The following is a 19887-nucleotide window of genomic DNA, read 5'->3' on the forward strand; positions in this document are numbered from 1 at the left end:
GGTTGGGATATTGCCTTAGAGCATCTTGGGTTTGCTTAAATCTGCACTGCATCAATAGAAAGTGAGGTTTTTAAAAAACTGACAATAAGATGTATCAAGGCTCTGCACTAGTAAGTTATAATTCCGCACTTTTAGTGATTCGATAGCCGTATGGTTTCGATTGGGTGAATGTTATTCCAATCGTCTGAAGTATTCTTCAGGGACTAGGGTGAGGTAGCTGTTTAATGGGTGGATATATGAATGAAATAGAATTCATATTTGTTCACAGCTATTCGAGTAACTCTACAAATTGGCACAAGGTTGTTTGGGGTTTTGATGATAAATCTGGTCGTTTGAGCAAGGCTTTATATTTATCAGATAAATTGGGGGTGCCTGTAGTGGCTGATGATAAATATGATCAAAAAAATCACATTTCATACAGTGAGCATGGCGTCAAAAATCTGAAAACAGCTGAAAATACATTGCAGGAAGTGAAATCTGCCCTTAATTACAGTGAGATGGGTAGAGTTCTTTTTGTGACATCTCCTGATCATCTTCCTCGTGTAGTGCGAGATGTTATGTTATTAGGTGGTGAGTCTTCTTTTTTTTCAGCATCGGATGTTCCCTTTTCTACTTTTGGTGTGGAAGGAGTTCTTATCCAAGAACCACCGCATCAGAAATTAGATCCGAATTGCTAGTAAAGTACCATAGCCAAGAAGCTTGGGTGCTGTACACTTCAAAGAATTTATAAATAGGTTTACGGGACAAAAATAGATGAACTGGTTAATTACAGGCGGTTGCGGCTTTATTGGACGCAGCCTTATTTCACAACTGGTGAATGAGCCTAATCATTCCATTCGTGTTTTAGATAATTTATCAGTGGGCTCTCGAGAAGATCTTGAAGAGGTATCTATTTATCAGGAACAAACGAGCGGTGATTGGGGTGATTGGGCTAAAGGTCTTACCTTAATTGAGGGTGATATTTTAGACGAAACAGTTGTGAATAATGCTACTAAAGGTGCTGATATTGTAATTCACCTTGCTGCAAATACTGGAGTAGGTCCTTCTGTTGAAGATCCAATGAGCGATTGTAAGACAAATGTAATCGGTACTCTTAATATGCTTGAGGCGTGCCGGAAAAACTCTGTGTCAAGGTTTGTTTTTGCTTCTTCAGGCGCCCCTCTAGGTGTTCAAACGCCACCCCTAAACGAAGAGATGGCACCACATCCTGCTTCACCATACGGAGCTTCAAAATTAGCTGGTGAAGGGTATTGTTCTGCATACTTTCATTGCTTTGGGGTGGATACAGTTGTATTACGCTTTGGCAATGTCTATGGGGAAGGGTCTAAGCATAAAGCTTCGGTAGTAGCTAAATTCATCAAGTTAGCGATGAATGGTCAAGAATTGGAAGTGTATGGAGATGGGTCTCAAACAAGGGACTTTATTCATATTTCTGATTTGGTCAAAGCTGTGTATAAGGCTGCGACAGTTGAGGGTATTGGTGGCGAAGTATTTCAAATAGCTACGTCAGCAGAAACAACTGTGTCTGAAATTGTTGACCTATTGGTAGATGCGTTGGTAGCAGAAGGTATTGAAAAACCGACTGTGTTTAATGGTGAAAAACGCGACGGAGATGTTCAGCGTAATTTCTCGGATACATCGAAAGCGAAAAAGCTATTAGGTTGGCAAGCTGAGGTTGGCCTTGAGGAAGGCTTGGCAAGAACGATCCGTTTTTTTAAAGAATATAACTAATATATGGAGGTTAAATCATGCGAGTGCTAATTTTAGGTGGGGATGGGTATCTAGGCTGGCCTACTGCTATGGATTTTGCTGCTGCTGGTCATGAGGTAACAGTTGTAGATAACTATCTACGAAGAAATATCGCAGAGGCAACAGATAGTGATGCCTTGATTGTTGCTCCTAACCTTACTGAGCGTACTTCCATATTTAAGTCGGTTACAGGCCACAATATCGATGTTCGAATTGGTGATCTAGCTGATCCTGACTTTATGTTTGATATTGTGCGTGAATCTATGCCTGATACTGTTGTTCACTTTGCTGAACAACCTTCCGCGCCATACTCTATGAGAGGGTTTAAGGAAGCTAGGCAGACATTTCAAAATAACCTAGATGTAACATTTAACTGTATTTGGGCTGTTAAAGAAATTGTACCGAATGCACACATAGTGAAATTAGGAACTATGGGAGAGTATGGTACGCCAAATATTGATATCGAAGAGGGATGGTTAGATATCAAACACAATGGGCGTGAAGACCGTTTCTTATATCCTCGTGCAGCAGGTTCCTTGTACCATACGACAAAAGTTCTGGATACTGATCTGTTATGGTTCTATGTAAGAACACATAATTTAAGAGTGACAGATCTTATGCAGGGGCCAGTTTACGGTTTGTCTACCAAAGAGGCTGATCTAGACCCGCGTCTATGCCCTAATTTCCACTATGATGACATTTTCGGTACGGTTGTAAATAGATTCCTTGTTCAAGCTGTAGCGGGTGTACCTTTGACTGTTTATGGTGGCGGTGGTCAGACTCGCGGATACCTAAACCTTAAAGATACCTTGCAGTGTGTAAGATTAGCGGCAGAAAAACCTGCAGAACCTGGTGAGTTGAGAATATTTAACCAGCTTACAGAAACCTTTACTGTTAATGAATTGGCAGATCGTGTGAAACATGCAGGGCAGGCGCACGGTTTAAATGTAGAAATAAAGTCAATACCAAATCCGCGTAAAGAAAAAGAAGAGCATTATTACAACCCTACTCATTCTGGATTAGTCGAGTTAGGACTTGAACCTAACTATATGACAGATGAAGTTTTAGGTTCAATGATTGAAAGGATCCTGAAAAATAAGGATAAAATTGTTAAAGAAAGAATTTTACCTCGAGTGAGCTGGAGTTAAGTATTAATGGATCGTTTTAATGGTAAAACTGTTTTAGTAACAGGTGCATGTGGAACTGTAGGGGCTGAACTGGTAAGACAGCTAGTAGCAAGCCCGGCTAAACAAATTGTTTGTTTAGATAATAATGAAACAGAGATGTTCTTTCTTTTAGAAGAGTATAAAAACTCAGGGAAAGTCACAGGGCACCTAGCTGATATACGAGATATTGAAGCCCTTAAATTAAGAATGAAAGGGGTTGATATCGTACTCCATTCAGCTGCATTAAAGCATGTAGGTTTGTGTGAAGATAGCCCTAACCAGGCTGTTCAAACTAATATTCTAGGTACGCAAAATGTTATTGATGCTGCCTTGCAAAATGATGTTGAACGAGTGATTTTCACGTCATCAGATAAGGCTGTTAACCCAACGAATGTAATGGGTACTTCAAAACTGATGGGCGAACGCCTTATGACTGCTGCCTCTGAGGCACATCAAGGTAAAACTGTATTTGCATCTACACGTTTCGGTAATGTACTAGGTTCTAGAGGTTCGGTGATTCCTCTATTTAAGAGACAAATAGAGCAGGGCGGTCCAATAACCTTAACTGATAAGGAAATGACAAGGTTTATCATGACTCTGGAAGAGGCAGTGAAACTTGTATTAAATTCAGTGTGGTTGGCAAAAGGCGGTGAGGTAATGGTCACCAAAATGCCTGTTGCTAGAATAGAAGATATCGCTAATGTAATGAAAGACCTTATCGGTACGCCTGATACAGAAATTGTAGAGATTGGGGCGAAACCTGGGGAAAAATTATATGAAGAGCTTATGAACGATGAAGAAGTTCGTAGAACATGGGAGTTAGGTGATTTCTTCATTACATTATCTGCTTTTGCGAACAACGAAAACGAAAGCTATAAAGCGCTAGTAGGTTCTCCACAGCCTGATAGACCGTATAATTCATCTCTTGAAAAAACAATGTCCTTCGAGGAAGTAAAAACTTACTTCCAGGAAAAAAACATAATCAATTGATTAATGTTTTGCATGTGGCATAGCATGTTTCAACGAGAAAAGGTCCGATGTTAGATTACTTTTTAAAAAAAGCTGTTGGACCTTTAGGTATAAAATTAGGAAATATTGGCCTTGGATTTGCGGTAACAGTTGCCTTGGCCAATATTTTGAATAGCCATGAGTTTGGCGTTTATTCATATGCCTTCTCAGTTGCTGCATTATTAAGCATTCCTGCAAAGTTTGGTTTGCAAAAGCTGATAGTTAGAGAAACTTCCAAGGCAAATGTTCATAATAATTGGGCGTTAATAAAAGGGCTTTGGCAATGGGCTTTTTTAACTGTTATAGCCTTATCTTTGCTATCTAGTGCAATATATTTAGGAGTTATATTTTTATTAGATCCAGATAAAAGGAGCTTATACTCTGAGGTTTGGGGATATGCTGTCTGGTTTATACCATTGATGGCTATCGCTAGTATAAGAGTTGGAGTTTTAGTAGGCCTCCGTCAGATTTGGAAAGCGCATTTTCCTGAACAAATAATTAGACCGCTAATATTTTTGGTAGCCCTCTTCGTCTGTCTGCATGTATACAGTCCTGTTAATGCAAAAGAAGCAATATTTTCCCATTTGCTTGCATGGTTTGTGGTGTTCTTAATAGGGTTGGTCCTGTTAAAAAATGAATGCCCTAGAGAAATTAAAGAAGTTAAGAAAGTTAGTTATCAGTATAGCTATTGGATTAAATCAGTAATACCGCTCGGTTTAACTTCTATAATGTTCCAAATTAATACGTACGCAGATATCTTTTTACTAGGGTATTGGGTATCGCCAGACAAGATAGGTGATTATAGGATAGCGGTACAGTTTGCTTTGCTTATGGCGATTGGAATGCAGGTGGTAGAAATGTTCATGTCACCGATTATTGCAAAACTATACGCAGAAGAGAAATTGGAAAAACTAAAGAGGCTAGTATCAATAAGTTCAGCAATGAGCTTTATGTTGGCTCTAGTAGTGTATGTTTTCTTATGGCTATTCGGAGAATTGTTAATAGAGAAAATATTCACGGAAGAATATCGAGGGGCTTTTGCAATATTAATGATTTTGGGTATAGGGCAAATATTAAGTGCTCTATTTGGTTCGCAAGGCCCGCTTGCAGCAATGACTGGAAATGAAAAAAGTGCTGCTAAATGTCTTATGATGTCTGCAGTATTAAATATTGTATTGAATTTAATTTTTATACCAATGTTGGGAGTTGTAGGTGCTGCCTATGCAACTGCTATATCAATGGCATTTAAAAATTTATTTTTATGGTTAGTGTTATTAAGAGCGACAGGGATAAATTCTATGGCTCTTGTGAATATAAAAGGCTGAGATATGTTGCCAAATACATTTATTTTAGGTGCTGCTAAATCAGGCACAACTACATTGGCAAAATGGCTAATGCAACATGAGCATGTATATGTGCCAGAAGAGAAAGAGCTCCACTATCTAAATAATGAGAAAAGGTATCATTTAGGTAAATCTTTCTATGAAACTTTTTATGAAAATAAACAACGAAGTATTCTCGTAGATGCTACTCCTGCGTATTTTCATGCACCTGAAATAGTCATTCCACATATAAAAGAGCTGTACGAACAAGATGATCTTGCTCGATTGAAATTTATCATAGTTCTTAGAGATCCAGCTGAAAGAGCTTTTTCACATTATAAACATCGCTGTAGATTGTTAAAGGAAAAGAGGGAGTTTAAAGAAACTATAGATGATCAAACTCACTATAGTGAATGGAAAAACTATGTTAGAGATGGTTTTTATTCTAGGCAGTTAGAAGCGTGGTTACAAGTTTTTAGTAAAGAGCAATTTTTAATCCTGCTTACAGAGGATCTTAAAGCTGATCCTGGTAAAGCTATGGCTGATATCGAGAATTTTTTAAATATACCTGTTGGTGATATCAACTTTAATTTATCTGCAAATGTTGCCTCAAAACCGAAGAATAAGGCTTTGATGCAGTTTTTAACAAGACCAAATATCTTTAAATCTATTATTAAAAGGCTTATATCTGAAAGATTAAGAAAGCCAGTGATAGAAAAGTTGATACGCTTGAATTTAAAGCCTGATACTGAAAAAGATAGTATGAGAAATGAAGATCGTGAACGGCTTGTTGATTTGTACTTTAATGATATTGTCGAGCTTGAGGGTACTCTTGGAAGGGATCTGTCAAAATGGAAAAAGACTTAATATCTATAGTTATTCCAACATTTAATGATCCAGCTGAAAAACTGTTATGTAGTTTGCAATCAGTACTAGAGCAAAGCTATCAAAATATTGAGGTAATTGTCGTTGATGATGGAAGCGATCAACCATTTGCCGGCCTGCAAGAAAATATTTCTGATGAGAATGTGCTATGGATTGCATCGGAACAGAATAAAGGTGTGGCTGAAACACGTAATATAGGAATTAATGCTGCAAACGGAGAATATATTGCTCTTTTAGACACTGGTGATTGGTGGGAAAAAAATAAGCTAGAACTCCAAGTAAAGAAAATAAAAGAAAATAGTGCTAATGCTCTAGTGTTTTCAGGTGTTGTTTTTCACCCTGTTAACTCTAAGAGTTATGAATTTTTCCCTAAAGAAAAGAAAGACTGGGTTGCCAGCTTGCTTGTGAGTCAGCCAATAGTAGGTTCAGCTTCAAGTGTTCTAATTAAAAAGACTATTATTGATCAAATTGGCTTGTTTTATGTCAATGAAGATATACCAGAAGACCGCGATTATTGGTTAAGAGTTGCCTTAAAAGGTGAAATTGCCTTTGTGAATGACTTGCTTGTTCATATTGAATTGCCAGAACATAGTCGAAGCAGTAATCCGGAGAAGAAAAGGATTACTTATTTAAATTTTATTAAGAAACATGAAATGCTTCTTAAAAATAAAGGGTTATATAAACAAGCATATTGTACTTATCATGGTGCTATAGCGCAGAAATTCTTTATGAAAGATGAGGTTTTCGAAGGGATTAAGGAATCTTACAAGGCTCTAAGATATGCTCCAAGAGCATATATCTTATATAGGGCGTTGATTGCATCAATTTGTGTGTTGCCATCTTTAAAATATTCTAAAGTAATGTTTTTTTTAAGATCGAAAGGTTAAATAATGTTTATTGAAGAACGTTATCGATTATTTGTCCCGTTGATGTTGCTGGCTCTTTGTTTCTTTGATGCAATGTCTCGGGTTTTGATGCTAGCGCCTTTTGAAGTGTTATTTTTATTATTATTGATGATGCCATTGTTTGTAAAAGTCGATTGGAATGGTGTCGTTTTTTATACGTTATTTCTTTTTCTTTTTGTATCCCTTTGTTCGTTTGTTGTTAGTTATGAAAATACTGGTATATATGGCTTTAAGTATTGGTTCGGGCAATATGCATTTAGGATAGGAGTTGTATTTGTTGTTGTATGGCTCTACTTGTATCGTTTTTTTCAGATAGATGACATAGCACGTTCGATGTTTTGGGTTAATTTACTGGTGTCTCTAACTGGTATTACATTGATGGCTCTATTTTCTGATCTGCAATTTTTCCGAAATGGTGTTTATAGATTAGATGAAGGGTTTAAAGGAATTATTGATCTTACTGCATACTATAACCCTAATGTTATATCTAGATATCTAATCCTAACGGCTCCTTTAGCGCTGTATTACTCTTATAGAAAATCACTTTTCATGACGTTGCTACTAATTGCGTCGAATTTTGCAGTAATTTATTCTGCTGGTTCAAGGATGGCTGTTCTTTGTATATTTCTGATGTTTGTCCTGTTTATGATATTTTCTAAACTTAAAATGTCTACAAAAGGCGTTATCTTCCTGATCTTTACAGTTTTTGTATTTGCGTCATTTGATCGTTTTTATGAGCGAATGGAAAGGAAAATGGAACAGGTAAGTGAACATGGAAGCTCCATAAGGTTGGCAATGCTTGATGCGACTTTAGACGCTGTAGAAAAACAGCCTGTTTTAGGCTACGGGCCAGGTATGGCAAAAGAGGTTGTTAATTCAGATCCCGAATTTATATCGGTTTACGAAACGCTCTTTCCTGGCAATGAGCATGCCATAGCGTTGCACAATACTTCAATGTTAGTTGTACTAGATTTAGGACTAATTGCTCTTTTTGTCTTTAATTTTTTGTTCTTATTGCTGATTTATATTCTTTATAGACAATACAGATTATATGGAGACGGTATGTTACTAGCATGCCTGATTTCGGTTTTAGGCGTATACCTAATGGGGTTTACCTCTGTCAGTTTAGGAGAAAATATTGGCTGGCTAATCATTGGGTTTGCTGTCTGTTGTATAAAATCTAAAGGCGCGCAAAAGGAAAATTATAGTGTCTGATAAAGTTAACGTAATTTTTATTACAAAATATGCGTCTTTTATTGCACCAGCTAGAGCAGGTAAATATCTCCGGTTGTTATCATATCTGTCACAATATTTTGAGTGTACTGTTGTCAGTCCGGTAGAGCCTTTTGTTGATAGGAAGAAACTTGAGTCTGATCAAGTTTCTTATCTATGGTATTACTACCCTGGTTTTTTACTTAGAAAGCTTTACTACGTACTTAAAAAGCGTAAGAAGCCCTCTGCACGCAAGGTAAAAACCAATAAACCCAAAAAAAATAATCCTGTAAATCTTATTTTTAAGTATTGTTCATCTTTATCATTCCCTGATGCGTATTTCGACTGTGGTCCGATAGCATTTTCTATTACGTTGTTTAAAGTTTTGACAAGTAAGGGGAAGGTTGTTTTAGTGGCAGGCGGATACCCATTTACAAATTTCTTTGTCGCTTTGCTATGTAAAAAACTTTTTGCTAATAAGGTTCGGCTGGTATTAGAATTTAGGGATCCTTTTGCCAATAATCCTCTTAATAAAGGTAGCGGCTGGGTACCTGGTTTAAGGCGTTATTTTGAGCGCTCCTTAATAAAGGAGTCAGATCAGGTTTGGATATATAAGGGATGGTTTCCTGCAGGGGTTTCGTATTTTAAAAATGAATACCCCGAATACTTAAATAAGGTCGTAGAGTTGCCTTATGCTGGATTTGATAAATCTATATTTGTTGATAATAAAGTTAAAGATAAAAAAATAATCGAGTTTCTCCATGCGGGTAATTTCTATGGCGGTGATTATAGCCCTGTGAAGTTCTTTCAGGCTATTTCAAATGTTAAGAAATCTGGCTTTACAGAATTTAAAATATCTTTCTACGGTGGTTTGTCACCAGATTATTTGAAACTTGCCGATTCCCTTGGTATTTCTGAAAACGTTGAATATCATGGGTATATACCATATTCGTCTATAGGAGAAAAATTGCAACAATCAAGTGTGTTGCTTTGGATTTCTGGAGCAGAAATTAGCTATTCAGATAACTTGCCTTCAAAAGTATTCGACTATATTGGTGCTAATGTTCCAATTATGGCTCTTTTACCTGAAGGCGAAGGGTTTGACTTTGCGATTCAAAATAATCTTGAGTTTGTCGCACTAACTAGTGATGTCGATGCTATAGAGCAATGTTTATATTCTGTAGTAGATAAATTTAAAAAATTTGAATTGAAAGCAAATTATAGAGATATTCATAAGTATTCTTATGATTATTTAGCTGAAGTTGTAAAGGATCAGATCGAAGAGGTTGTATCAAAATGAATTTTAGTGTCGTTATGTCTGTTTATGTTAAAGATGTAGCAGACTATTTGCAGCAAGCACTAGATAGTTTGATCAATCAAACATTGCTTCCTTCAGAGATTATAATTGTTTCTGATGGTCCTTTGACGGAAAATCTATATGAGGTTATTGATAACTTTATTGAGCATCACGAAAATTCCTTGCACATAAAATGTCCTGTTAATAAAGGTCCTGCTAATGCATGGAATCTTGGAGTAGCAGAATCTGGTTATGATTGGATAGCGAGAATGGATGCTGATGATATCTGTTTGCCGGATCGTTTTGAGAAGCAAATAGCGTATTTGACAGACAATCCTCAAGTGGCTTTATTAGGAGGGGCTATATCGGAATTTGATACTGATCCAGACATGGTGAAAAATAATCGTAATGTTCCGACAAGTCTTCGTGAGATTGTATCACTCTCCAAAAAAAGAAATCCTTTTAATCATGTAACCGTAATGTTTAACAAACAGGCATATTTAGCTGCTGGTAAATATATCCAAATTACAGGTTTTGTTGATTATTACTTGTGGGTAAGAATGTTAAATGACGAGATTATAGCTCACAACCTTGATTCTGTTTTAGTTAAAGTTAGAGTTGGTAATGATATGGTAGGTCGCCGTATCGGTATAAACTATGCTAAGAGTGAGTTTGAGTTTAATTTCGAGACGTATAAGATTGGTTTTTTCAGCTTTCGTGAAGCTTTTAGAAATATCCTTTTAAGGTGTAGCTTTAGGTTGTTACCGCGAAAATTTGTTTCTTGGATGTATAGCTTGAGATAGGTTACTCGGATGAATGTTTTAATTACTGGGTCTACAGGTTTTCTCGGGAAGAACTTAGCGTCATATTTAATATCCAAAGAACAATACTCCCTTTTTACTTGTAACCGTACCCATCAAGATTTAAATGGTGTAGTTGAAAATTTCATAATTGATTCTATTGATGGTAAGACAAACTATACGGAAATCTTGCCCAATATTGATGTTGTTATTCATGCAGCAGCTGTTGTTCATGGGAAAGGGAATGGCAATTCTAATTATACTGATGATGAACTGATAGATGTTAATGTCAATGGTATAATTAATCTTGCTAGGCAGTGCATTAAGAATAAAGTTAAGCGATTAATTTTTATTAGTTCTATTGGTGTTAATGGCATTAGCTCAACCAGACCATTTGTCTCCGCTGACAGGCCGAATCCTTCGAGTCTGTATGCTGAATCTAAAATGAGAGCCGAAGATGAATTGTCGAAGGTTGTAGAAGGTACTAATTTGGAATTGGTTTTGATCAGGCCTCCAATGATATACGGAGCAGATGCACCTGGTAATTTCAATACTTTGGTTAATTGTGTAAAAAAAGGTCTACCTCTTCCTTTGGGTGCTGTTCATAATCAAAGAACCTTTGTAGGGATTTCTAATCTTGTAGATTTTATTAATGTTTGCATTAAACACCCTAATGCTGCTGGTAAAGTACTATTAGTCGGCGATGGGACCGATGTTTCTACAACTGAATTTATTAAAAAAATTATTCTTCATAGCAAAACTAAATCTATACTTGTGCCAGTACCTGTAGGTTTAATGGGCTTAATTTTAGATTTGATTGGAAAAAATGATTTGAATCAAAAACTCTTAGGTGATTTACAAATAAATATTAGTGAGAGTTGTGATTTGCTGGATTGGCAGCCTCCTTTTTCTGTAGATGAGTGTATGTCTCAAGCTTTTTTGGGAGTACAATAGGCTGTTCTGAAACAGTCTTACATTAGCCTCATTTTATGATACGTTTTTTAGATATTATCTTTTCCTTTTTGGGTATTGCATTGACTTTGCCAGTGATGATTTTGCTATTGTTGGTTGGTTTATTCGATACGGGTTCGCCGCTCTTCTTCCAGAAAAGGGTGGGCCGCAATAAAAAGCCTTTCACTTTGGTTAAGTTTCGAACTATGGCGCTCGAGACCCGTTCTGTTGCAAGTCACTTGGCTGATGGTTCCTCTGTGACAAGGTACGGCCATTTTCTGCGCAAAACAAAATTGGATGAATTGCCACAGCTACTTAATGTTTTGATTGGAGATATGAGTTTAGTTGGACCTCGCCCTTGTTTATTTAATCAAGAAGAACTAATTCTAGAGCGAGAGTCTAAGTCAGTCTTCGATGTTCGACCTGGTATAACAGGTTTAGGGCAGATTAATGGAATAGATATGTCGGATCCAATTAGGTTGGCCGAGATAGACCAAATAATGTTGAAAGAGCTGACGTTAGCTAAATACTTTACCTATATATTTAAAACAGCTGCCGGTAAGGGCAGTGGTGATGCTTTGCGTAAGTGACGTAATTAGTATCTACAAAATGGTTATGTAGACTTATGAATAAAATTAAAACACCTGCATCCCATCATATCAGGATCATGACGCTAGGGCGCAATTATAAGAAAGCTCTGATGGTCATTGCAGACCTTTTAGTGTTGCCTTTATCACTATGGTCGGCGTACGCTCTTAGGTTAGCGGATATATGGCCTCATGATTTCTTATTAGAAGCATTACCGCTATTTATTTTGACACCACTATTAGGTGTGGCGATTTTTATTAAGTTAGGCTTGTATCGTGCTGTAGTAAGATTCATGGGGGTACAGGCAATCTTTTCTGTTGTAAAAGGTGTCATAGTACTTGCTGTTTGTATGTGGTTAACAGCCTATCTTCTAGATGTAAAACCTTTTCCAAGATCAGTTCCAATTATCTTCGCTTTAGTTGCCCTGGTGTATGTAGGGGGAAGTCGGTTATTGGTACGAAATTATTATCATTGGCTTATACGCCATTACGTCGAAAAAGCGCCTGTTCTTATTTACGGTGCTGGAGGGTCTGGTGTGCAGTTAGCAACTGCTTTGGTAGGTGGTGCTGATTATCTCCCCGTTGGCTTTATTGATGATGATAAGGGATTAAAGAACACTACGGTTACAGGTCTCCCAGTGTTTCAGTTAAATGAACTGGAAGAGGTGATTTCAAGTTATGGGATTAGTTATGTCCTTCTTGCTTTGCCTTCTATTAGTAATTCAAGGAGAAGTCAGATTTTGGAGTCTTTGTCTCGCTATCCTGTACATGTGAAGACTGTTCCATCAATGCCTGAGGTTGTTTCAGGAGAATCGGTAGATAATCTGAGAGAATTGGATATAGAAGATCTACTAGGGAGAGATGCTGTCCCTCCCAAACCAGAGCTCTTGGCAACTAGTATTCAGAACAAAGTTGTCATGGTTAGTGGGGCAGGTGGCTCTATAGGTTCAGAAATTTGCCGTCAGATTATTCAAAATAGCCCGAAATGCCTTGTGCTTTACGAAATTAGTGAATATGCACTTTACTCAATCGAGCGAGAGTTACGTGACCTTTTGCCTCAGTTAAATTCCACTATGCCAATCTATGCTGTATTAGGTTCTGTACTAGATAAAAAAAGGGTTCAAGGTGTACTAAAACAGTTTGCTGTTCAAACGGTCTATCATGCTGCTGCTTATAAACACGTGCCTATAGTTGAGCACAATGTGATAGAGGGAATACGTAATAATGCTTTTGGGACAAAGGTTTTTGCTGAACTGGCTCAAAAAGAGTCTGTTGAAAGGTTTGTGTTAATTTCTACAGATAAGGCGGTTCGTCCTACAAACGTCATGGGAGCAAGTAAAAGGCTTGCTGAGCTGGTTTTGCAAGATATGTCTAGGGCATCAAGTACGATATTTTCGATGGTTCGTTTTGGTAACGTCCTAGGTTCTTCCGGATCTGTAGTTCCTTTATTTCGAAAGCAAATTGAAAGTGGTGGCCCGATAACCGTAACTCACCCAGAGATCACTCGTTTTTTTATGACAATACCAGAGGCTGCTGCTTTAGTTATGCAGGCTGGTTCAATGGCTAAGGGTGGCGATGTGTTTGTTCTAGATATGGGTAAGCCAGTAAATATTTCAGACTTGGCTTGTCGAATGATTCGTTTAATGGGTAAAGAAGTTTGTTCGCCAGAGTTTCCTGCTGGAATTGAGGTGCAATACCAAGGTTTGCGACCTGGTGAAAAGCTATATGAAGAGTTGCTGATTGGCGAGGATGTGATTGGGACTGAGCATCCTAAGATTATGAGGGCGGAAGAAGAGAGTTTATCTGCTGAGGAGTTACAGGAGTTGTTCAGAAGGTTGGAGGTCTGCTTGTCTAATGGAGATTGTAGCGCGGCTCGGGAATTGCTTGAGCAAGGTGTAAAAGGTTATCGCCCTGCTTCTCCAGTTGTAGACTGGTTAGATAACGTAGGTGATGAACGAGCTAAGCATTTGATGTAGCTAAATGAGCTATTAAGTAACTTGACTGTTTTTAGTGCCCATCAAATGATGGGCACTTTTGTGATAGATAATGCTTTTTTAGTTAGTTAGCTGAGTTTGTATTAGTGATGTTCTCTGATTCTAGGGTTTCTTTTAATTGCTATAATGAAAATTGAAATCATAATTCCAATCAAAATAGAAAAAGTGATAATGACCATTTGACTTGCTGGTTTAGATAAATCTTGCTTAGTGCTGCTATTTATTAAAATGATATCTGTTGGAGAAATAGTGTTCACTATTGATTCGAGGTCTGTCTCTTTTAGTATCATTGTAATAAAGTATTCCCTGCTCCATCGCACGTATTCTTCAAATGTTATTTCTTGCTCTTTGAATGTTTTTGTTTGTAAGGTGATGCCTGCAAAATCACTTTTTTTCTGTGCTCTAGGATACGTAACTTTTATCTTTGTGAGCGCTTTTGTTTCAGCTTTATTTAGCTGCTTCTCATTTATATACCTCTGTTTCCAATTCTCTGATTCAAGAACTTCACCAAACCTAATAACAAGGCTTATAGGTGAATAGAAAGATTCGCCAGGGGCGTATAGAAATTTTTTGGGTGTAGAAAATTTCAGGTTGGTTCCTACGCCGCTAAGCCATGCTTCTGTCATTCTTAATGAATGGTGTGAGCTTTCCGAGCTTGTAACAGTAATTGAAATGTTGGTTGGGGTATTTGTGGTTGGGGTATGAGTGGACTTAATGTAGCTATAAGCTATGCCTATTAATGTACTAAGAGCTATAGCAATGATAATGATTGTTTTTTCGTCCCATAGAATCTTGCAAATATCCGCAAAGCTTGCTTCGTTTGGTCGAATAAGTTTTTCCGATGTATTTTGAGTCATTTCTATTCTATCAATCGCGAGTTTATTTGGTCGTGATGATATCTTGTTCTATAAATAAACTGAATTTTAAATTACGAAAAGTTTGGTGTTTCTAGGGTTGTGCGATAGATATATATCGAATTGTCAGGCGAGTACTGCCAGTACATTATCAGCTTTGATCTATGTCTAACTGTACTGATTATTAAAGCGAGGAGGTGGTGGGCCTAGCAGGACTCGAACCTGCGACCGATCGATTATGAGTCGAGCGCTCTAACCAACTGAGCTATAGGCCCTAAGAAGGGTGCCCATAATACCGATATGGATTCATGGGCACAAGAGTTTGATTTAAAAGAATTTACTATTCGTCTAGGAAACCACGTAGGTGTTCAGAGCGGCTTGGATGACGTAGTTTACGTAGCGCTTTCGCTTCGATCTGACGGATACGTTCGCGTGTTACGTCGAACTGCTTACCAACTTCTTCAAGTGTGTGGTCAGTATTCATTTCAATACCGAAGCGCATACGAAGTACTTTAGATTCACGTACCGTTAGGCCTGCTAACACTTCACGAGTTGCTTCGCGTAGACCTTCGCCTGTTGCTGAATCAACAGGAGAGGAAATTGTCACGTCTTCAATGAAATCGCCCAAGCTTGAATCTTCATCATCACCGATTGGTGTCTCCATGGAGATAGGCTCTTTGGCAATCTTAAGTACCTTGCGAACCTTGTCTTCAGGCATTTCCATGCGCTCAGCAAGTTCTTCTGGTGTAGCTTCGCGTCCCATTTCCTGAAGCATCTGGCGAGAGATGCGGTTCAGTTTGTTGATCGTCTCGATCATGTGTACTGGGATACGGATTGTACGTGCTTGGTCGGCAATCGATCGTGTAATCGCCTGGCGAATCCACCATGTAGCGTAAGTAGAGAACTTGTAGCCGCGGCGGTATTCAAACTTATCAACAGCTTTCATTAAGCCGATGTTACCTTCCTGGATAAGATCTAGGAACTGCAGGCCACGGTTGGTATATTTCTTAGCGATAGAGATTACAAGACGTAGGTTGGCTTCAACCATTTCTTTCTTAGCGCGACGTGCTCGAGCTTCACCAATCGACATGCGACGGTTAACTTCTTTGATCTCGGCTAGGCTGATGCCAGTAGTAATTTCTGCTTGGATTAGTTTCTTTTGAGCACGTTTAAGCTCAATCAGATTGGTTTTGATTGCGCGAGAATAATCAGAACCGGAATCGATAACTTCTTTAAACCAATCAGGGTTTGTTTCGTTACCTGGGAATTCTTTAATAAACGTTTTACGTGGCATTTTTGCACGCTGTGTGCAGATGCGCATGATGGTACGTTCTTGCTTGCGAATCTCATCGATAGTATCGCGAACTTGGCCAACGATTGCTTCATAGTAACGAGGAGAAAGCTTGATCGGAGCAAATGCTTCGCTTAGAAGTATTTGGGAATCGCCGAATTCTTTGCTATCGCGGCCCTGCTTTTCCAGAGCTAAGTGTAGTGCGTCAAAGTGTTCTTTGATTAGACCGAAACGGCGTGCTGCTTCTTCTGGATCAGGGCCTTTTTCTTTTTCTTCGTCTTCGTCATCATCTTCTTCTATCTCGGCATTTGGGTCCGTGATAGTAGCAGCAGGGATTTCTTCATCATCGTCTGCATCAATATAACCACTGAAAATATCGCTTAGGCGACCTTCCTCTTCAACGGTTAATTTGTATGCTTCAAGGATGGCATCAACTGTGCCAGGGAAGCAGGCTACGGCAGACATTACTTCACGTAGGCCTTCTTCAATGCGTTTAGCAATGCTGATCTCGCCTTCGCGAGTTAGCAGCTCAACAGTACCCATTTCACGCATATACATGCGTACTGGATCGGTTGTACGGCCAGCATCTGATTCTACTGCGGCTAGTGCGGCAACGGCCTCTTCGTCGGCATCATCAGCTGAATCACCTTCGGTCATCAGTAGTGTTTCAGCATCGGGTGCTTCTTCAGACACGGAAATACCCATGTCATTGATCATGCGGATGATATCTTCAACCTGATCTGGATCGGCAATATCCTGCGGAAGGTGGTCATTTACCTCAGAGTAGGTTAGGTAACCTTGCTCTTTACCGCGGGCGATCAATTCCTTAAGGCGAGACTGCTGTTGCTGAGAAGTATCGGACATAGGACCCTGACTAGAAAAAGTGGATGAAAATCGAGCAGGCCATTATAGCGATGTAGTTAACAACATGCTAGGGAAAAGGCTGTGCAAGCTAGAGACTGTCATCTGTTAAAAATAGACTGTTTTTCAGCGACTTGCCGAAAATTCAGTGGTTTATGCAGCAATATATGGTGTCTGATGGTTTGTTTTTCAAGGGCGGGGTGTGCTGAAACTCTAATAAGACCTGATAAGAGCTAAATTTGGTTGTTTAGGTCTTGCTGGTCGTCTTGAGTTGATTAAGTTGTTGCATGGATTGAACCAGTTTTATTTTCTCTTCTTTGGAGAGGCTGTGTTTCTTCTGTAAAAGAGAAATTTCTTGTTCCAGTGCCTTTAGTGATAGCCCGTGCTGAGCGTCTTGAAGATAGGCTCGTGCAACCTCTTCAGAAGTGATTTCTAAAGAAGTGGATATTTCATAAAGCTCAACGATCGTTTGCGATAGGGTTTCATCTTCTCGCCAATCGACAACCAATTGCCCAAGTGATGCGGTTGGGTTTTGTTTGTAATAGGCCACTAACTGAGCAAGAAGCTGAGAATTGGCGTCGGTGTCACTCTTAAGGGCTTCTGGAAACTGGTACTCTGACGCCAGTTGCGGATAGTGAAGTAATAGGGCGATCAGTTTCTGTTCGAAAGACAGTTCGCTGCTGTTACTACGAGGTCTATGATGCTGTTTCTTTCCGGATTTAAATTGGGTGTTTTCATAGCCGTGGCCTTCGAAGCTGTGGTCTTCGCTACTATAGTCGGCATAGTTGTATGGCTGTGATTCTTCATAGCTTGGTGCTTCGGAGTAATCGTACTCTGAAACTACGGCGGGGGCTGGTGTATGTGTTTGTACAGACTCATGAAAGTTAACCGTAGTTTGTATCTGCTCTAACGATAGATTGGTTAATTCACAAATTCGGTCGAGCATCATCTGCTGTAATAAACTCGGTTTCATTGAATTTATTGCAGGTAATACCTCGGTGCTGAATCTAGCGCGGCCATCCATGCTGTTTAGATCAGCTTGCTCGGAGTGACTATTAAAGAAAAACTCGGAAAGCGGTAAAGCGCTATCTAGTCGCTCAGTGAAGGCGAGAGTTCCTTCTTGGCGTACTAGGCTGTCTGGATCTTCACCGTCAGGTAAAAATAGAAAGCGGGCTTCTTTTCCATCTTCGATAACCGGAAGTGTTGTTTTCAGTGCACGCATAGCGGCTTCTCGCCCGGCATTATCACCATCGAAGCAGAATATAACTTCTGGAACGAGTTTAAATAGTCTTTCTAAGTGCTGCGCAGTGGTTGCTGTACCTAGTGTTGCTACAGCATAGTGAATGCCAAACTGTGCGAGGCCAACTACATCCATATAGCCTTCAACAATGATTAAGCGTTCAAGCTTGTTGCTGTGCTTGCGTGCTTCATAAAGCCCGTAAAGTTCTCTGCTCTTATGGAAAGTCGGGGTTTCGGGGGAATTTAAGTATTTTGGTTTGTCATCGCCCAGTACACGCCCACCAAAACCTATAGTACGGCCTCTTTGATCCCGAATTGGGAACATGATTCGATTACGAAAGCGATCATAATGGCTGTCACGATCTTCGTTGTGTATAAGTAGCCCAGCTTCTTCTAGTAGCTTTTGATCCGTATCGCTTTTGCTTAGGTGCTTAAGAATGTTATCCCAGCCTGAAGGGGCAAAGCCGATCGAAAATGCTTTGGCTGCTTGGCCTGTCAATCCTCTGGTTTGTAGATAGGTGACGGCATCTTGTCGCGTGTTGTGGCCTTTAAGCTGATCTTCATAGAATTGAGCGGCTTCAGCTAATAAATCGTATAGCTTTTTAAGTTGCTGCTCTTTCTCGCGCTGTTGGGGATTGTCATCTTTGGGGACTTCCATACCCGCGGCTTTGGCGAGTTCTTCAACAGCTTCAGGGAAATTTAGATTTTCGTATTCCATTAAAAAGCTAATGGCATTTCCGCCTGCGCCGCAGCCGAAGCAGTAATAGAACTGTTTTTCTTGGTTGGCGCTAAAAGAAGGTGTTTTTTCTTTATGGAATGGGCAGAGGCCTGAGTAGTTTTTTCCAGCGCGCTTTAGTTTTTGGACACGACCATCTAGCACATCAATAATATTGATGCGGGCAAGCAGGTCGTCAATAAAGCTTTGGGGTATACGTCCGGCCATTATCGTTGCAGCTGAAAAGGTCTCAGCGGCAGTTTAACTGGATAATTGAGACTTGACGAGTTTGGATACTGTTCCCATATCGGCGCGACCTTGGATTTGAGGTTTAAGGATTCCCATGACCTTGCCCATGTCTTGCATGGATTGTGCGCCGGATTGCTCTGCAGCTTGTTTCACGAGGTCTGCAATTTCCTCATCAGTTAGCGGTTGCGGCAGGAAAGTTTTAATCACCTCCAGCTCCTGTCGCTCAGCATCTGCAAGATCCATGCGTGCCGCTTCTTCAAATTGCGAAATTGAGTCACGGCGCTGCTTAGACATTTTGTCTAGCACCGCCAGTACTCTAGTGTCATCCAGTTCAATGCGTTCATCTACTTCGATGCGCTTTAGTTCGGCTAGCATCATGCGAATCGTTTTTAGGCGCTCTTTTTCTTTAGCGCGCATTGCAGCTTTCATCTCATTGGTGATCTGCTGCTTCAACTCTGACATGACTAACCTTCCTCTGGATGGGATCTAAATCGCGTGGATTAGTATAGGCGAACGCGACGAGCGTTTTCGCGAGATACTTTTTTAGCGTGACGTTTTACAGCTGCTGCTGCTTTACGCTTACGAACAGAAGTTGGCTTCTCGTAAAATTCGCGACGACGAACTTCAGCTAGAATACCTGCTTTTTCGCAAGAACGTTTGAAACGACGCAGAGCTACATCAAATGGCTCGTTTTCTTTAACTTTTACAGCTGGCATGTTTGAACAAACCTTAAATTGTTTAGTTAATCCACAAAATTATCTCGCCAAAAAACAGACGGTTTTATGGCAAGGCGCAAAATTTT

At 39.4% G+C, this 19887-nt stretch carries 18 protein-coding genes and 1 tRNA gene; 13 read left to right on the top strand and 6 right to left on the bottom strand.

Translation table 11 applies throughout. The annotated features are described in order from the left end of the window. Positions 1 to 236 precede the first annotated feature (236 nt). The 13 genes from ACMXYN_RS02785 to ACMXYN_RS02845 all read left to right on the top strand — a co-directional run bounded on the left by ACMXYN_RS02785 (position 237) and on the right by ACMXYN_RS02845 (position 13858). Positions 237 to 677 carry a hypothetical protein gene (locus ACMXYN_RS02785; protein WP_415893399.1) on the top strand — a complete coding sequence of 147 codons (441 nt, stop codon included), beginning with the start codon at positions 237 to 239 and terminating at the stop codon, positions 675 to 677. Between the two features lie 76 nt (positions 678 to 753). Then, positions 754 to 1731, top strand: coding sequence for an NAD-dependent epimerase/dehydratase family protein (locus tag ACMXYN_RS02790; protein WP_415893400.1), 978 nt, complete (start codon positions 754 to 756; stop codon positions 1729 to 1731). A 17-nt stretch (positions 1732 to 1748) separates the two neighbouring features. Beyond that, positions 1749 to 2897 (top strand): NAD-dependent epimerase/dehydratase family protein, encoded by a 1149-nt coding sequence (locus ACMXYN_RS02795; RefSeq protein WP_415893401.1) that lies wholly within the window; start codon positions 1749 to 1751, stop codon positions 2895 to 2897. Between the two features lie 6 nt (positions 2898 to 2903). Next, positions 2904 to 3905 (top strand): SDR family NAD(P)-dependent oxidoreductase, encoded by a 1002-nt coding sequence (locus tag ACMXYN_RS02800; protein WP_415893402.1) that lies wholly within the window; start codon positions 2904 to 2906, stop codon positions 3903 to 3905. Between the two features lie 47 nt (positions 3906 to 3952). After that, positions 3953 to 5248 (top strand): flippase, encoded by a 1296-nt coding sequence (locus ACMXYN_RS02805; protein WP_415893403.1) that lies wholly within the window; start codon positions 3953 to 3955, stop codon positions 5246 to 5248. Positions 5249 to 5251: 3 nt separating this feature from the next. Beyond that, positions 5252 to 6112: a sulfotransferase family protein gene (locus ACMXYN_RS02810; protein WP_415893404.1), complete on the top strand. Its 861-nt coding sequence runs from the start codon at positions 5252 to 5254 to the stop codon at positions 6110 to 6112. After that, complete coding sequence (locus ACMXYN_RS02815) at positions 6097 to 7017, top strand: glycosyltransferase family 2 protein (RefSeq protein ID WP_415893405.1); 921 nt, start codon at positions 6097 to 6099, stop codon at positions 7015 to 7017. The genes ACMXYN_RS02810 and ACMXYN_RS02815 overlap by 16 nt, the downstream gene beginning before the upstream one ends. A 3-nt stretch (positions 7018 to 7020) precedes the next feature. Then, on the top strand, positions 7021 to 8250 hold the full coding sequence (locus tag ACMXYN_RS02820) for an O-antigen ligase family protein (protein ID WP_415893406.1): 1230 nt from the start codon (positions 7021 to 7023) through the stop codon (positions 8248 to 8250). After that, complete coding sequence (locus tag ACMXYN_RS02825; RefSeq protein ID WP_415893407.1) at positions 8243 to 9547, top strand: hypothetical protein; 1305 nt, start codon at positions 8243 to 8245, stop codon at positions 9545 to 9547. The genes ACMXYN_RS02820 and ACMXYN_RS02825 overlap by 8 nt, the downstream gene beginning before the upstream one ends. After that, positions 9544 to 10347, top strand: a complete 804-nt coding sequence (locus tag ACMXYN_RS02830; protein WP_415893408.1) for a glycosyltransferase — start codon at positions 9544 to 9546, stop codon at positions 10345 to 10347. Before ACMXYN_RS02825 ends, ACMXYN_RS02830 begins: the two co-directional genes overlap by 4 nt. Before the next feature lie 9 nt (positions 10348 to 10356). After that, complete coding sequence (locus ACMXYN_RS02835; protein ID WP_415893409.1) at positions 10357 to 11298, top strand: NAD-dependent epimerase/dehydratase family protein; 942 nt, start codon at positions 10357 to 10359, stop codon at positions 11296 to 11298. A 35-nt stretch (positions 11299 to 11333) separates the two neighbouring features. Beyond that, positions 11334 to 11885, top strand: coding sequence for a sugar transferase (locus ACMXYN_RS02840; protein ID WP_415893410.1), 552 nt, complete (start codon positions 11334 to 11336; stop codon positions 11883 to 11885). 35 nt (positions 11886 to 11920) lie between these two features. Further along, on the top strand, positions 11921 to 13858 hold the full coding sequence (locus ACMXYN_RS02845) for a polysaccharide biosynthesis protein (protein ID WP_415893411.1): 1938 nt from the start codon (positions 11921 to 11923) through the stop codon (positions 13856 to 13858). Between the two features lie 101 nt (positions 13859 to 13959). On the opposite strand, the gene ACMXYN_RS02850 is transcribed toward ACMXYN_RS02845, so the two are convergent. From ACMXYN_RS02850 to rpsU, 6 genes are all read right to left on the bottom strand, one after another. Further along, on the bottom strand, positions 13960 to 14733 hold the full coding sequence (locus tag ACMXYN_RS02850) for a hypothetical protein (protein WP_415893412.1): 774 nt from the start codon (positions 14731 to 14733) through the stop codon (positions 13960 to 13962). A gap of 195 nt (positions 14734 to 14928) precedes the next feature. Then, a tRNA-Ile gene (locus ACMXYN_RS02855) sits at positions 14929 to 15005 on the bottom strand. 65 nt (positions 15006 to 15070) lie between these two features. Then, positions 15071 to 16885: an RNA polymerase sigma factor RpoD gene (rpoD, locus tag ACMXYN_RS02860; RefSeq protein ID WP_415893413.1), complete on the bottom strand. Its 1815-nt coding sequence runs from the start codon at positions 16883 to 16885 to the stop codon at positions 15071 to 15073. 244 nt (positions 16886 to 17129) lie between these two features. After that, entirely contained in the window at positions 17130 to 19064 is a 1935-nt protein-coding gene (dnaG, locus tag ACMXYN_RS02865) for a DNA primase (RefSeq protein WP_415893414.1), read from the bottom strand. 33 nt (positions 19065 to 19097) lie between these two features. Continuing rightward, complete coding sequence (locus ACMXYN_RS02870) at positions 19098 to 19547, bottom strand: GatB/YqeY domain-containing protein (protein WP_415893415.1); 450 nt, start codon at positions 19545 to 19547, stop codon at positions 19098 to 19100. A gap of 38 nt (positions 19548 to 19585) precedes the next feature. Continuing rightward, positions 19586 to 19801 carry a 30S ribosomal protein S21 gene (rpsU, locus tag ACMXYN_RS02875; RefSeq protein WP_275814767.1) on the bottom strand — a complete coding sequence of 72 codons (216 nt, stop codon included), beginning with the start codon at positions 19799 to 19801 and terminating at the stop codon, positions 19586 to 19588. Positions 19802 to 19887 lie beyond the last annotated feature (86 nt).

It is taken from the genome of Neptuniibacter sp. PT8_73 (assembly GCF_047778045.1).
Classification (GTDB): Bacteria; Pseudomonadota; Gammaproteobacteria; order Pseudomonadales; family Balneatricaceae; genus Neptuniibacter.

Coding starts and splice junctions, on each gene's coding strand:
- ACMXYN_RS02785 (WP_415893399.1), top strand. CDS start 237: ATGAATGAAATAGAATTCATATTTGTTCACAGCTATTCGAGTAACTCT.
- ACMXYN_RS02790 (WP_415893400.1), top strand. CDS start 754: ATGAACTGGTTAATTACAGGCGGTTGCGGCTTTATTGGACGCAGCCTT.
- ACMXYN_RS02795 (WP_415893401.1), top strand. CDS start 1,749: ATGCGAGTGCTAATTTTAGGTGGGGATGGGTATCTAGGCTGGCCTACT.
- ACMXYN_RS02800 (WP_415893402.1), top strand. CDS start 2,904: ATGGATCGTTTTAATGGTAAAACTGTTTTAGTAACAGGTGCATGTGGA.
- ACMXYN_RS02805 (WP_415893403.1), top strand. CDS start 3,953: ATGTTAGATTACTTTTTAAAAAAAGCTGTTGGACCTTTAGGTATAAAA.
- ACMXYN_RS02810 (WP_415893404.1), top strand. CDS start 5,252: ATGTTGCCAAATACATTTATTTTAGGTGCTGCTAAATCAGGCACAACT.
- ACMXYN_RS02815 (WP_415893405.1), top strand. CDS start 6,097: ATGGAAAAAGACTTAATATCTATAGTTATTCCAACATTTAATGATCCA.
- ACMXYN_RS02820 (WP_415893406.1), top strand. CDS start 7,021: ATGTTTATTGAAGAACGTTATCGATTATTTGTCCCGTTGATGTTGCTG.
- ACMXYN_RS02830 (WP_415893408.1), top strand. CDS start 9,544: ATGAATTTTAGTGTCGTTATGTCTGTTTATGTTAAAGATGTAGCAGAC.
- ACMXYN_RS02835 (WP_415893409.1), top strand. CDS start 10,357: ATGAATGTTTTAATTACTGGGTCTACAGGTTTTCTCGGGAAGAACTTA.
- ACMXYN_RS02840 (WP_415893410.1), top strand. CDS start 11,334: ATGATACGTTTTTTAGATATTATCTTTTCCTTTTTGGGTATTGCATTG.
- ACMXYN_RS02845 (WP_415893411.1), top strand. CDS start 11,921: ATGAATAAAATTAAAACACCTGCATCCCATCATATCAGGATCATGACG.
- ACMXYN_RS02850 (WP_415893412.1), bottom strand. CDS start 14,733: ATGACTCAAAATACATCGGAAAAACTTATTCGACCAAACGAAGCAAGC.
- rpoD (WP_415893413.1), bottom strand. CDS start 16,885: ATGTCCGATACTTCTCAGCAACAGCAGTCTCGCCTTAAGGAATTGATC.
- dnaG (WP_415893414.1), bottom strand. CDS start 19,064: ATGGCCGGACGTATACCCCAAAGCTTTATTGACGACCTGCTTGCCCGC.
- ACMXYN_RS02870 (WP_415893415.1), bottom strand. CDS start 19,547: ATGTCAGAGTTGAAGCAGCAGATCACCAATGAGATGAAAGCTGCAATG.
- rpsU (WP_275814767.1), bottom strand. CDS start 19,801: ATGCCAGCTGTAAAAGTTAAAGAAAACGAGCCATTTGATGTAGCTCTG.